The sequence below is a fragment of the Pseudalkalibacillus sp. JSM 102089 genome (assembly GCF_041366475.1).
GTDB classification, from domain to species: Bacteria; Bacillota; Bacilli; order Bacillales; family Guptibacillaceae; genus Guptibacillus; species Guptibacillus hwajinpoensis_B.
Genome location: NZ_JBEWYW010000007.1, coordinates 190,612 through 203,032 on the forward strand (window position 1 = coordinate 190,612; position 12,421 = coordinate 203,032).

14 protein-coding genes, 2 rRNA genes, 1 pseudogene and 1 riboswitch are annotated in these 12,421 nt (G+C 42.4%); of the genes and pseudogenes, 1 reads left to right on the top strand and 16 read right to left on the bottom strand.

Going from position 1 to position 12,421, the window contains the following annotated elements:
* Positions 1-8: 8 nt before the first annotated feature.
* The 6 genes and pseudogenes from purC to ABVF21_RS15955 all read right to left on the bottom strand — a co-directional run.
* Positions 9-713: pseudogene (purC, locus tag ABVF21_RS15930) on the bottom strand (phosphoribosylaminoimidazolesuccinocarboxamide synthase); the annotation flags it as partial.
* Positions 714-735: 22 nt separating this feature from the next.
* A complete protein-coding gene (gene purB, locus ABVF21_RS15935; protein WP_303533653.1) occupies positions 736-2,028 on the bottom strand; it encodes an adenylosuccinate lyase in 1,293 nt (430 codons plus the stop codon).
* A 25-nt stretch (positions 2,029-2,053) separates the two neighbouring features.
* Positions 2,054-3,166 carry a 5-(carboxyamino)imidazole ribonucleotide synthase gene (gene purK, locus ABVF21_RS15940; RefSeq protein WP_371018569.1) on the bottom strand — a complete coding sequence of 371 codons (1,113 nt, stop codon included), beginning with the start codon at positions 3,164-3,166 and terminating at the stop codon, positions 2,054-2,056.
* Entirely contained in the window at positions 3,163-3,648 is a 486-nt protein-coding gene (gene purE, locus ABVF21_RS15945) for a 5-(carboxyamino)imidazole ribonucleotide mutase (protein ID WP_371018570.1), read from the bottom strand. The genes purK and purE overlap by 4 nt, the downstream gene beginning before the upstream one ends.
* A 140-nt stretch (positions 3,649-3,788) precedes the next feature.
* A riboswitch (purine riboswitch) is annotated at positions 3,789-3,890 on the bottom strand.
* 78 nt (positions 3,891-3,968) lie between these two features.
* Positions 3,969-4,163, bottom strand: coding sequence for an NETI motif-containing protein (locus tag ABVF21_RS15950; protein ID WP_303533645.1), 195 nt, complete (start codon positions 4,161-4,163; stop codon positions 3,969-3,971).
* Between the two features lie 3 nt (positions 4,164-4,166).
* Positions 4,167-4,694 carry a DUF2179 domain-containing protein gene (locus ABVF21_RS15955; RefSeq protein ID WP_194222444.1) on the bottom strand — a complete coding sequence of 176 codons (528 nt, stop codon included), beginning with the start codon at positions 4,692-4,694 and terminating at the stop codon, positions 4,167-4,169.
* Between the two features lie 235 nt (positions 4,695-4,929).
* Between ABVF21_RS15955 and ABVF21_RS15960 the strand changes: the two genes are divergently transcribed.
* Positions 4,930-5,373 carry an Hsp20/alpha crystallin family protein gene (locus ABVF21_RS15960; RefSeq protein ID WP_194222445.1) on the top strand — a complete coding sequence of 148 codons (444 nt, stop codon included), beginning with the start codon at positions 4,930-4,932 and terminating at the stop codon, positions 5,371-5,373.
* A 54-nt stretch (positions 5,374-5,427) separates the two neighbouring features.
* Here the strand turns inward: ABVF21_RS15960 and ABVF21_RS15965 are convergent, their stop codons facing one another.
* The 10 genes from ABVF21_RS15965 to ABVF21_RS16010 all read right to left on the bottom strand — a co-directional run.
* Positions 5,428-6,060, bottom strand: a complete 633-nt coding sequence (locus ABVF21_RS15965; RefSeq protein WP_303533642.1) for an urease accessory protein UreH — start codon at positions 6,058-6,060, stop codon at positions 5,428-5,430.
* Positions 6,061-6,078: 18 nt separating this feature from the next.
* Positions 6,079-6,888 carry an urease accessory protein UreD gene (locus ABVF21_RS15970; RefSeq protein WP_303533640.1) on the bottom strand — a complete coding sequence of 270 codons (810 nt, stop codon included), beginning with the start codon at positions 6,886-6,888 and terminating at the stop codon, positions 6,079-6,081.
* A complete protein-coding gene (gene ureG / locus ABVF21_RS15975; protein WP_303533638.1) occupies positions 6,885-7,502 on the bottom strand; it encodes an urease accessory protein UreG in 618 nt (205 codons plus the stop codon). The genes ABVF21_RS15970 and ureG overlap by 4 nt, the downstream gene beginning before the upstream one ends.
* A gap of 21 nt (positions 7,503-7,523) precedes the next feature.
* Positions 7,524-8,210 carry an urease accessory protein UreF gene (locus tag ABVF21_RS15980; RefSeq protein WP_303534001.1) on the bottom strand — a complete coding sequence of 229 codons (687 nt, stop codon included), beginning with the start codon at positions 8,208-8,210 and terminating at the stop codon, positions 7,524-7,526.
* Positions 8,203-8,643 carry an urease accessory protein UreE gene (locus tag ABVF21_RS15985; protein ID WP_303533635.1) on the bottom strand — a complete coding sequence of 147 codons (441 nt, stop codon included), beginning with the start codon at positions 8,641-8,643 and terminating at the stop codon, positions 8,203-8,205. The genes ABVF21_RS15980 and ABVF21_RS15985 overlap by 8 nt, the downstream gene beginning before the upstream one ends.
* Before the next feature lie 12 nt (positions 8,644-8,655).
* A complete protein-coding gene (gene ureC, locus ABVF21_RS15990) occupies positions 8,656-10,362 on the bottom strand; it encodes an urease subunit alpha (protein ID WP_303533633.1) in 1,707 nt (568 codons plus the stop codon).
* A complete protein-coding gene (locus ABVF21_RS15995) occupies positions 10,359-10,682 on the bottom strand; it encodes an urease subunit beta (protein WP_303533631.1) in 324 nt (107 codons plus the stop codon). Before ABVF21_RS15995 ends, ureC begins: the two co-directional genes overlap by 4 nt.
* 15 nt (positions 10,683-10,697) lie before the next feature.
* Positions 10,698-11,000: an urease subunit gamma gene (locus ABVF21_RS16000; protein ID WP_303533629.1), complete on the bottom strand. Its 303-nt coding sequence runs from the start codon at positions 10,998-11,000 to the stop codon at positions 10,698-10,700.
* An 840-nt stretch (positions 11,001-11,840) separates the two neighbouring features.
* Positions 11,841-11,957, bottom strand: a 5S ribosomal RNA gene (gene rrf, locus ABVF21_RS16005).
* 233 nt (positions 11,958-12,190) lie between these two features.
* Positions 12,191-12,421, bottom strand: a 23S ribosomal RNA gene (locus ABVF21_RS16010); the annotation flags it as partial.

Here is a 12,421-nt window from a genome sequence, read left to right on the forward strand (position 1 = left end):
ATTCGGAGCCCCCCCAGGCGAGTTAAAATTTGTTCGTACGCTTCTGTCAAATTTCCAATATCTCTTCGAAACACGTCTTTATCTAGTTTCTCATTCGTTTTACTATCCCATAAGCGGCAAGTATCTGGAGAGATTTCATCCGCCAACATAATCTTGCCTTCCGGTGTTACACCAAACTCTAATTTAAAATCAACGAGCTTCACGTCACGCTCAAGGAAGTATTCGCGTAATAGCGTATTGATCTTTAACGCGCGTTCTTTTAATTCTTGAACGGTTTCTTCTGTTGCAAGTTCAAGTTCTAACACATGATCAAGCGTAAGAAGAGGATCACCAAGGTCATCATTCTTGTAATAAAATTCAACGATCGGCTGTTTTAGTAACTTCCCTTCTTCCACACCCGTGCGTTTGGAAAAGCTCCCAGCTGCGATGTTTCGAACAACCACTTCGAGTGGAATGATCGAAACGCGTTTCACAAGCTGTTCAGTAGAAGAAAGCTTTTCAATAAAATGACTTTGGATTCCAGCACTTTTTAAATAATCAAAGAGCAGGCTTGTAATTTCATTGTTCAGGCGACCTTTGCCTGTAATTGTTGCTTTCTTCTCCCCGTTATAAGCGGTTGCTGAGTCTTTATACTCGACCCAGACAACCTCCGCTTCATCTGTTGCATAAATTCTCTTCGCTTTTCCTTCGTACAACAATGTTTGCTTTTCCATGGTGATCCCCTCCGATGCTTAATTAAAGTCCGAGACGTTCAAAAATCATATCCACCGGCTTTAGGTGGTAATTGTAGTCAAAGCAATCTTCAATTTCTGCTTCACTCAGCTGATCTGTAATCTTAGGGTCAGCTTCAACAAGCTCTCTAAATTGAATGCCTCTTTCCCAAGCATCCATTGCTTTTGGTTGAACAAGATCATAGGCAGCTTCACGTGCCATGCCTTTATCAATAAGAGAAAGAAGAACGCGCTGGCTGTAAATCAAGCCGTATGTTCTTGTCATGTTGCGCTTCATGTTCTCAGGGAAGACCGTTAGTTTCGAAACAATTCCTGCAAAACGATTCAGCATATAGTTGAGCGCAATCGTTGCATCCGGAAGAATAACGCGTTCTGCTGATGAGTGAGAAATATCACGTTCGTGCCAAAGAGCAACGTTCTCGTAAGCTGTCGTCATATAGCCACGAATCACACGCGCCATGCCAGTCATGTTTTCAGAACCAATCGGGTTACGCTTATGCGGCATTGCGGATGACCCTTTTTGTCCTTTTGCGAAAAACTCCTCTACTTCACGAGTTTCGCTCTTTTGTAGACCACGAATTTCAACAGCAAACTTTTCAATGGATGTTGCCACAAGTGCTAGAGCCGACATGTAATGAGCATGACGATCGCGCTGAAGCGTTTGGGTTGAAATCGGTGCTGGTTCTAAGCCAAGCTTTTCACAAACATACTGCTCGATAAATGGATCGATGTTGGCATATGTTCCAACTGCACCAGATAGTTTGCCGAAACGAACGTTATCTGAAGCTGTTTTGAATCGTTCAAGGTTACGCTTCATTTCTTCATACCATAGCGCCAATTTCAGACCAAATGTTGTTGGTTCTGCGTGGACACCGTGCGTTCTTCCCATCATGACCGTGTATTTATGTTCCTGCGCTTTAGCCTTTAGGACTTCAATGAACTTCTCAATGTCTTTAATCAGAAGGTCGTTCGCTTGATTCAACTGATAAGACAGTGCTGTATCAACGACATCCGTTGATGTTAAACCGTAGTGAACCCATTTCCGTTCTTCTCCAAGCGTTTCAGATACCGCTCTTGTGAATGCCACAACATCATGGCGCGTTTCCTCTTCAATTTCGTGAATGCGATCGACATTGAACCCGGCATTTTCACGGATCTTTTGTACATCTTCTTTTGGGATAATGCCAAGTTCTGCCCACGCTTCGCATGCTAGGATCTCGACTTCAAGCCACGCGTTATAGCGGTTTTCTTCTGTCCAAATGGCTCCCATCTCGGGGCGGGTATAACGTTCAATCATTGTAAGTCCTCCTGGTCTCTTGTCTTTACTGCCATAACTTCCATGAGTTCATTCGCTTAATTGCTTCTTCTGTTGAAGGTGCAAGAAAGTTAATGTGTCCCATCTTCCGATTAGGCTTTGCTTCGTCTTTCCCATATAAATGAAGCTTTGCATCACCGAGCTCTTCTATACTGTCCATTAGCGGTGTGACGTGCTGACCGAGCAAATTCCCCATGACAACCGGCTTTAGAAGTTCAGTGCTTCCAAGTGGTAGTCCACATATTGCTCGAATATGCTGCTCAAATTGCGATGTCTCACATGCCTCCATCGTATAATGACCAGAATTATGTGGTCGTGGTGCAAGCTCATTTACATAAATCTCATTATCTTTAAGAAACAGCTCAACTGCAAGTGTACCGACAAGCTGTAGGGTATTTGCAATCTTCTTTCCGATTCCATCCGCTTTCGTAATGACCGCTTCGTCTACTCGAGCTGGTACGATGGTTTGATGAAGAATGTTGTTCACATGAATGTTCTCACCTACAGGGAACGTTGTTGTTTCCCCAGTTACGCTGCGTGTCACAATCACTGACAATTCTTTTTGAAACGGTACCCAACTCTCCAGAATGCAAGGTACATTAGGAAAAGAGAGAGCTTCAACATCTTTTTCTGTTTTTAAAACCCACTGGCCTTTTCCATCGTAACCACCAGTACGTGTTTTAAGGACTGAAGGGAAACCGATCTTCTCGAGCGCATCCTTAAGATCTTGATGAGAATCGACCGCTTCAAAAGGTGCTACTTGAAGTCCCGACTTCTGAATCGCTGTCTTCTCAACATAGCGATCCTGCGTTACGCGAAGCAATTCTCCACCCTGAGGCATATACGCATTTTCTTCCAACCACTTTGCAGTATCGTGTGTAATGTTTTCAAATTCATAAGTGATCACATCACTTAGATCAGCTAGCTTACGAGCGCCATCCAAATCATCATAACCACTAACCACTTCATGATTAGAGACCTGGCCACAGGGAGAATCTTTTTTCGGTTCGAGAACGGCGATTTGGTAGCCCATCTCTCTTGCCTTTAACGCCATCATTCTTCCTAATTGTCCACCGCCTAGAATCCCAATTGTGCTACCGGGTAAAATGGTTTTCCTCATAAGCTGTCACTACTTTCGAGTACTGTTTCTTTCATCTGATTTCGATAGTCGCTAAGCTTCTTCTCGATCGTTTCATCACCCGTACTTAGTATTTGCGCAGCTAGTAGTCCTGCATTTTTCGCTCCCGCTTTTCCAATCGCAACTGTCGCAACAGGCACGCCACCTGGCATTTGCACGATTGATAGAAGCGAATCTAATCCATTTAACGTCCGCGATTGTACGGGTACGCCGATGACTGGCAGTGTCGTTTTAGCAGCGACCATCCCTGGTAAATGAGCGGCACCACCTGCTCCCGCAATAATGACGTTCAAACCGCGTTCTCTTGCTGATTCTGCATATTCAAACATCAATTCCGGCGTTCTATGGGCCGAAACAACTTTTTTCTCAAATGGCACTTGAAGCTCTTCTAGTATGTCACAGGCATGCTTCATCGTATCCCAATCTGAAGTGCTTCCCATGATGACGCCAACTTTTGTGTTCATGCTATTCCTCCTTAAATGAAGGTGCTAATTAATCAAAATAGTGTGAAAATAACAGAAAAGCCCGAGATAGAATTCTTCTATTTATTTAGAAGAAGCTTCTACCTCGGGCGAAAACACATCCATCCTGTTCTGCGAATGCAAAACACGACTTTCCCCCTCATAGTCCGACGATTCATGGTCGTCAGGTAGAAACTTATGGGCCATATTCCCAAGATTATATGAGGTATCCTTTTTGCTCCTCTTACATAGTAACAAGAGCGACGTTCAACTGTCAACGAAAATCGAACGATGTGTTTTGTATTTAGTCTAATGTTCGGTTTTTACTTTAACTTTCCTTCAAAAACAATTTTCTGACCGCATAGCTCAGGTTCTTTAGAACCCTTGCCTTCTTTAAAGACTGGTTCTTCCCGGCGTCTAACGGGCATGTACCCTTCGTCGTCCATTCGTTTTAAGCAGTCAGAAAGTGATTCATTTTCTTTAACTTCAAACTTCTTTTTCTTCGCTTTCTTTTCCATACATTACCTCCGAATTTTTCTAACCCAGAATCCACCCTGGAAGGTACGGGGCTCATAAGAGATAACGAAGGCTTTAGGATCAAGTTCCTCAATAGCCTGATAAAGCTTACGCTCCGATTTACGCGATGTTAGAACTTGCATGACAAGACGTTCTCCCTGACGCCCGTGCGCAAGATAATGTGTAACACCGTAACCGACATCTCTTAATTTATTGGGAATATCATCTTCAAGCTTTGTTGTAATGGCATTCACTGTAATATAACCAAGCGCAAGGTATTCTTCAATCTTCATGCCAACGATAATTCCTACACCAAAACCAAGGGCGTATGCAATAACGTTTTGAATTTGCCCTAGATTATCGAGGACGAGACCAAGCCCTACAACATATATCGCTATCTCAATTGTTCCTGTAACAGCTGCAAGGTATCGCTGACCTTTAAGTGTAAGTATCGTACGCATCGTGAGAAACGATACATAAAAGATATTGATAACAAAAATGGTCAATACCATGCCAAGACCTGTATCCAGCATGTCCATCCTCCTTTTCCCTTATCGTTCAAACTCGAACTTTCCCTAGCATAACACGAGGAAACCTGAAACCGCATGCGATATTTATCGAATTTGACTAATAATTTTCGACTATTTTTTCCAAACTTCCCCTATTTCTTTCCCATCCACTCCTTAAAAGGTTTTATACCAGCGTGACGTTCTTTTAACATTCCACTTTTCGGTGCATATACTGGCAAAAAGCCCAGGAGGTGACCTCATGGGAGACCATTGGGGACAAATGTATGACTGGCGCAATAAAATGAATAAATTTATGGGAGATGATTTTTGGACGGATTTTCAGGATATGTTCGTATCAAATGGACCTCTCGTTAATCTCTATGAAGCCGGAAACGAACTCATCTGCACAGTTTATCTTCCTGGAATTAAGAAAATCGATGATGTTGACGTGTATATCCATTATCGGACACTTAAAGTAAAAGGCCAAACAGCGATGAACCTTAAAGGCTATCGTAATGTTCAGGAAGAATATAAGCACGGTCCCTTCGAACGCATCGTTGAGTTACCATTCCCCGTTCGCGAAAAACCGATTGATGCGAGTTACAGTAGGGGCATACTCTTAATTCATCTTCACCGACTTATTGAATCGAAGGAAGAGAAAAAACGATTAAAGATTAAAGACGTAGAATCAGATGAAACCTAAAAACAGAGGCGATCGATAAGCGATATCGATCGTCTCTGTTTATTATGAATCACTTTATAAAAAGCTAAATAATCCATCAGTTATACCAATACGATAAATATAATAGAATCCAAACCCGACCGAGAGAATCCCAGTCACTTGAGTTAATCGATGGTTGAGCTTTAACTGCTTCCTCGTTGCGACGAACGGAAGTCCAAGAATGGTTGTAAACCCGAGCATACCAACACATGTCCCTACACCGAACACTAGTATATAGATAGCTCCTTGAAACATCGTTTCAACCGTACTCATCGTCAACAAAACCATCGCGGCACTTCCAGCTAATCCATGGATAAACCCGATCACTCCAGACTGTACGTATGTTTGGTTTCCTTTCAATCCTGTATTTGCCGTTTTTGTACGTAAGGTTTTTATCCCTAGAAATACGAGCATAAATCCAACAATCATCTCAAGCGACATCGCCCATGTATCTGTTATCGTCGTATTGAAGAGAAATAGAAGCATTCCTACTAGGAAAAGCGTGGTGGTATGCCCAATCCCCCAATACACTCCAGCTAATGAAGATTTCCACAAACTACGTGTTTTACTCGCAATGGTCGATACGGCTATTACATGATCTGGTTCAATAGCATGTTTGATTCCAAGTAGAAATCCAATCACTAAAATTGATAATAAACTAGCGTCCATTTTTTCCTCCTATATACACTACTTCCGCCAGGAAATCGCATTCCTATTGTAAATGGTGTTATGAATAAACCTTTCGATAGCAGCAAAAACCTTCTCAATATGTGCCGTTCGCTTCGCAAGAATTCGGAAACAGCACCCCGGAACCTGCAACAACGATATTCCGTATTGAGTATCACCGAACGAAGCAAGGTACTCTCTTAACTTCTCTATCCACTCCTCTGTTACGTTCGAATGAATAAAGTACAATGAACCGATATGTGTGTTCCCCTCTAACTGAAGCAACCTCTTCATATCTTCTTCAGGCTTCAACCGCAAATGATCATATACTTTGAGGTTCTTATTCTGATAGATTTTCACCTTAGAGGTTATACACTCATAAGGAAAGAGGACGCCATCCTTTGACCATCCCGGCGTTACAATGTCTGTCAAAAAGAAAACAGCACTTTCATCCATGTGAACTTCTGTTTCTTGCGTAAAGCGAGCATCCCGATAAGCAATGAGCGGATCCAGCTTCATATGTAATTCACTATGCTCTTCTAATTTATAGAACGCTTTTTGTATAACTTGCTTATTTGGTGTTTTGTAAACCTTAGTGGAAGCCTGGGTTGTAACAGCTAACCGAGCCTTCTCCTTCACAAGAATCTCCGTATAATACGTATCACCGTCTACATATCCTCCACCTACATGAATCATTTGCAACAGAGGAAGTCCATCCTCATTGTAAGTAGGGCGTGAAATCTTAAAAACACCGTTATAGTAAGCATCCGAAAGCACGGATTTCCCGTATCGATCAGTTGCTTCTATCTTGAGATAACCTGTGTAGGTCACTGCTCAAGTCCTACAAAAAACGCCTGTTCCTTAATCCACTGTACAACATCACTAACGCCAGTTTCATTCTTTAAGTTAGTAAAGAAAAATGGACGATCTCCTCTTGATTTCAACGTATCCTCTCGCATGATATCAAGATTGGCGCCAACATATGGAGCAAGATCCGTTTTATTAATAATAAACAAATCCGACTTAATCATCCCCTGACCGCCTTTACGGGGGATTTTCTCTCCCTGCGCCACATCTATAATATAAATCGAAAAATCAACAAGCTCAGGACTGAAAGTTGCAGCTAGATTATCGCCACCACTTTCAACAAAAATGAGATCAAGATCTTCATGACGTTCATTCAATTCATCAATAGCAGCAAAGTTCATCGATGCATCTTCTCGAATCGCCGTATGCGGACATCCTCCTGTTTCTACGCCGATGATGCGGTCCGAAGGCAAAATCCCGTTCTTATTCAAAAACATCGCATCTTCTTTCGTATAAATATCATTTGTGATGACAGCCATACTAAATTCGTTATTCATCGCTCTTGTTAAGCGATCCACTAATAGTGTTTTGCCAGCGCCAACTGGTCCGCCAATTCCTATTCGTATAGGCTCACTCATTTTTCAATCATCCTTTCTTCATTAACTCATAAATAGACGAACATTGATCGCCTCATGCTTCATTTGTGCAATTTCAAGGCCAGGAGCGCCTATCCCAAAGTCACTGTCTTCAAGAGACATGATCTGCTTCACACAATCTGTTAAAAGTGGCTGAATCGAAACAAGAATTTGCTGTCCTTCTGTTTGACCAAGCGGGACGCCTCGAACGGCGTTTTGAACGAGTGACGAAGCAGTTGCAAATCCGTAGCATGAAACCGCACTTTCAACATCAATACCAAGGTGATAACATACAATCGCAAATACCAGTGCCCCATGGCCGTACACCTTTTTCTCCTTCATTGCATCCATATACTGATTAAATATCGCGTTCGGATAAAGGGCGGAAACTACCTTAACTAAGCGATTACCAATTCTTCTGTTCCCTTCTCGGGTCTCCCTAGCCATCCCCAACGCATACAGTGATTGATCCAGCTCCCATAGACGATCCGTGTCATCCACTTCTAAGGCTTCATACGCTAATCGACAGGCAAGTCCATCCGTATAAACTAGCTGGTTCATTAAAAAAAGCTCAAGAACTTGTTGAAATGTAGAAGAGTCATGAATGGTGCCATTTGCAATATATGTTTCAATTCCAAACGAATGCGAAAAGGCCCCCGACGGAAACTGAGAATCACTTAATTGAAGGATCGGAAAGAGTGCATTAGTCATGCCCAATGTATTTAAAAGCTACTTTCATTTTTCGTTTTTCAATCACATGAGAGATATTTAATTCTGTTAGCAACTGAATAACTAGATAATCATGCTGCACAATCATCTCATCTCCTTCAAATTGTGCTGGCAAATGGCGATTGCCTAGCATATGAGCGACTTCTCCCATTTGTTTCAAAGAATTAGGATAAATAACGATCACTTCATCTTCCATCACACTGACAATAATCATATTGTCATCCGCACGATACAGAATATCACCATCGACTAAATCTTTTGGCTTAGAAAGTTTAATCCCAAGCTCTTTTCCGTGATCGGTCTTTACTCGCTGAATTCGTTTCACAAGTTCATCACTTCGAAGATAAACTCTTTCTACATGCGGTAGCGTATCCTTTTCGTCACGAATGTTTCCTTTTATCTCACTAATGATCATCTGTTTACCACCTCAAAATAGAAAGTATCTTTGTGCAAGCGGTACGCTCGTTGCCGGTTCGCACGTAACTAGCTCACCATCCACCAAGACTTCATACGTTTGCGGATCCACCTGAATATCAGGAGTCTCACCGTTGTACTTCATGTCTTTCTTTTTTAGCTTACGAATATTCTGAACAGGACGAATGATTTTCTGCAGCGAAAGCTGGTTATGAACACCCTTTTCAATAGCCGATTGTGATAAAAAGGTAATGGAGGTTCTGAATTTCGCTTTCCCGTATTGGCCAAACATCGGCCTATAGAGAGCTGGTTGAGGAGTAGGAATGGATGCATTCGGATCCCCCATTACACTCCAAGCAATCATCCCCCCTTTAACGACCTGTTCGGGCTTTACTCCGAAAAAACCAGGTTTCCATAGAACAAAGTCCGCTAGTTTCCCTACTTCTATGGACCCCACCTCGTCTGATATACCATGGGCAATGGCCGGATTTATCGTGTATTTCGAAATATAACGTTTCACCCGCTCATTATCGTTTTCTGAACCCTTTGGTAATGCCCCACGTTGCTTTTTCATTTTATCCGCCGTTTGCCACGTTCTTGAAATCACTTCTCCAACTCGTCCCATTGCCTGTGAATCTGAACTAATAATGCTGAAGACACCCATGTCATGCAAAATATCTTCTGCAGCAATGGTTTCTTTTCGAATCCTTGAGTCAGCGAATGCCACATCCTCCGGTACGGAAGAATCAAGATGATGGCAAACCATCAGCATATCAAGATGCTCCGCAATTGTGTTTGTTGTAAATGGTCTAGTAGGATTCGTCGAGGATGGAAGGATATGCTCATAAGAAGCGGCTTTAATAATATCTGGGGCATGTCCCCCACCTGCGCCTTCTGTATGGTATGTATGAATGACGCGCCCATCAATCGCGTTCAACGTATCTTCTACAAAACCGCCCTCATTTAATGTATCGGTATGAATCGCGACCTGAACATCATATTCATCCGCCACGGTTAATGCCGTGTCAATGGAAGCTGCCGTCGTTCCCCAGTCCTCATGAAGCTTCAAGCCTATCGCACCCGCTTCTATTTGTTCGCGTAAAGCTTCTTCACCTGAAGCATTTCCTTTGCCCAAAAACCCAAGATTAACAGGGAAAGCTTCTGCTGACTCAAGCATACGGTGAATGTTCCATTCCCCTGGAGTACAAGTTGTTGCATTTGTCCCAGTCGCTGGACCTGTCCCTCCTCCAAGCATCGTTGTAATTCCAGACTCGATCGCGGTTTCGATTAATTGTGGACATATAAAATGTATATGAGAATCAATTCCACCTGCTGTTACAATCATTCCTTCTGCCGCAATAACCTCTGTAGAAGCACCAATCACTATATCAATGCTGTCCATCAAATAAGGGTTACCTGCCTTTCCAATTGAAGCAATATGACCATCCTTCACACCGATATCCGCTTTATAGATCCCCGTATAATCAATGATCAACGCATTCGTTACAACAAGATCTACAGATTCGCCTCTCGTAGCAAGTGGATGTTGACCCATTCCATCGCGAATCACCTTGCCGCCACCAAATTTCACTTCATCACCATAAGAAGTTTCATCTCGTTCTACTTCAACAAACAATTCTGTATCTGCTAACCGAACTTGATCCCCAACCGTCGGACCAAACATATCAGAATACGCTTTTCTTGAAAGTTCAAAACTCATTGATCTACCTCTCTATCTAACGAACCGTTTGTTTTATTATTAAGTCCAAACACCTTTCGATCACCTGAAAACGCGACTAGCGTGACTTCTTTAGCATCCCCAGGTTCAAAGCGGACAGCAGTACCTGCAGCAATATTTAAATGCATCCCAAAAGCAAGGTCACGTTCAAACTTTAAAGCATCATTTACCTCATAGAAATGAAAATGAGATCCAATTTGCACTGGCCGATCGCCAATATTGGTTACCTCAATTTCAATGGATTCTTTCCCAACATTACATGTAACAGAAGAAGATCTTAACTTATATTCACCTGGAATCAATGCTCAGAACCCCTTTCATATAATTGGATCGTGAACGGTTACTAATTTTGTTCCATCTTGAAAAGTAGCTTCTACCTGAATATCTGTGACCATTTCTGGGATACCTTCCATTACATCTTCTCTTGCTAAAATCGTTCTTCCATACTGCATCAATTCTGCAACGCTCTTCCCATCTCTCGCCCCTTCAAGTACTTCATATGTAATAATCGCAATAGCTTCCGGGTAATTGAGCTTTAACCCTCGCTCCTGTCTTCTTCTCGCCAAATCTGCCGCCACAACGATCATCAATTTTTCTTGTTCTCTCGCCATTAGCTTCAAAGAAATTTCTCCTCCCGCACATAGAAACCGAAAATTAAGATAATTCATATTATACATAAAATAGTAAGTTAAAAAATATGTTTTGGATGTTTTGTGTTAAAATCTTATTTTAAGTTATGCCTTCTCTTCTACCTAAAATCCTTAACATATAAGGTTTTGACTGCGTATACAATTTCTATTTCCTAGATGAAATCATTTGAAAATAATATGTTAGATTAACTGACAATCAGCAAGATCAACATAAAAAAAAGAAGCAATTCGCTTCTCCCATCATCCTACTTATGAAATATTACTCGTTAGATTTCCAAGTTTTAATGTAGTTTTTTGAGATGCAGGACTTTTAATACGAGGATGGTGAATGAATCAGGTGAATAACTTAGAAATGAAAGGTGATTCCGAGATATTTTATATAATTCCGTGCTTTTCCATGATAATCCCACGAATTTGAGATTTATTCCGCGAACGTGAAAAAACATATAAAAAAGCGAGAAACCATTTGGTCTCTCGCTTCTCTTCATTGCCCAGCGACGTCCTACTCTTGCAGGGGGAGATCCCCCAACTACCATCGGCGCTCGAGCTTAACTTCCGTGTTCTCATACGGGGCGCGATAAGCGGCGAACTTCTTCGTCAGCTGCGCGATGCCAGATCCTCATGGATCTCACGAATATCCACTCCGGTCTGACATCACTTGCTTCCTCGAATTTCTTGCTTCTCCCACCCCTACGAAGCTTTCGAAGAAGTTTTTGATTGTCTTTCCAGCAGCTTTTTCTCTTACGAGCTTTCAACATTTTTTGAATACAAAAAAGCGAGAAACCATTTGGTCTCTCGCTTTTCTTAGTTGCCCAGCGACGTCCTACTCTTGCAGGGGGAGATCCCCCAACTACCATCGGCGCTGAAGAGCTTAACTTCCGTGTTCGGCATGGGAACGGGTGTGACCTCTTCGCCATCATCACTAGACTAACAGGATGTTAGCCGTTCGGTGTTCACCACAGGACGTGGTGGCACTTAATCGAACTTCCTTATTTCAGGTGTTCCCTGAAAACTAGATAGCACGCACAACTTTCCAATATGTCCAGCTACGTAAGCCAAATCCTCGATCGTTTCACCTTTTAATTCTGACGCATAAAGCGCGTCTGACTCAAAAGCCTCCAACGCTTGTCGGATTTAAACGGCTTACTTCGCTTTTCGTTTAGGTTAAGCCCTCGATCGATTAGTATTCGTCAGCTCCACGTGTTGCCACGCTTCCACCCCGAACCTATCTACCTCATCATCTCTAAGGGATCTTACCAGCTTGATGCTGTGGGAAATCTCATCTCGAGGGGGGCTTCATGCTTAGATGCTTTCAGCACTTATCCCTTCCACACGTAGCTACCCAGCTATGCTCCTGGCGGAACAACTGGTACACCAGCGGTGTGTCCATC

What these genes read in the sequence shown, in the direction of transcription:
- purB (WP_303533653.1), bottom strand. Translation starts at nt 2,028, where the DNA reads ATGATTGAACGTTATACCCGCCCCGAGATGGGAGCCATTTGGACAGAA.
- purK (WP_371018569.1), bottom strand. Translation starts at nt 3,166, where the DNA reads ATGAGGAAAACCATTTTACCCGGTAGCACAATTGGGATTCTAGGCGGT.
- purE (WP_371018570.1), bottom strand. Translation starts at nt 3,648, where the DNA reads ATGAACACAAAAGTTGGCGTCATCATGGGAAGCACTTCAGATTGGGAT.
- ABVF21_RS15950 (WP_303533645.1), bottom strand. Translation starts at nt 4,163, where the DNA reads ATGGAAAAGAAAGCGAAGAAAAAGAAGTTTGAAGTTAAAGAAAATGAA.
- ABVF21_RS15955 (WP_194222444.1), bottom strand. Translation starts at nt 4,694, where the DNA reads ATGCTGGATACAGGTCTTGGCATGGTATTGACCATTTTTGTTATCAAT.
- ABVF21_RS15960 (WP_194222445.1), top strand. Translation starts at nt 4,930, where the DNA reads ATGGGAGACCATTGGGGACAAATGTATGACTGGCGCAATAAAATGAAT.
- ABVF21_RS15965 (WP_303533642.1), bottom strand. Translation starts at nt 6,060, where the DNA reads ATGGACGCTAGTTTATTATCAATTTTAGTGATTGGATTTCTACTTGGA.
- ureG (WP_303533638.1), bottom strand. Translation starts at nt 7,502, where the DNA reads ATGAGTGAGCCTATACGAATAGGAATTGGCGGACCAGTTGGCGCTGGC.
- ABVF21_RS15980 (WP_303534001.1), bottom strand. Translation starts at nt 8,210, where the DNA reads ATGACTAATGCACTCTTTCCGATCCTTCAATTAAGTGATTCTCAGTTT.
- ABVF21_RS15985 (WP_303533635.1), bottom strand. Translation starts at nt 8,643, where the DNA reads ATGATCATTAGTGAGATAAAAGGAAACATTCGTGACGAAAAGGATACG.
- ureC (WP_303533633.1), bottom strand. Translation starts at nt 10,362, where the DNA reads ATGAGTTTTGAACTTTCAAGAAAAGCGTATTCTGATATGTTTGGTCCG.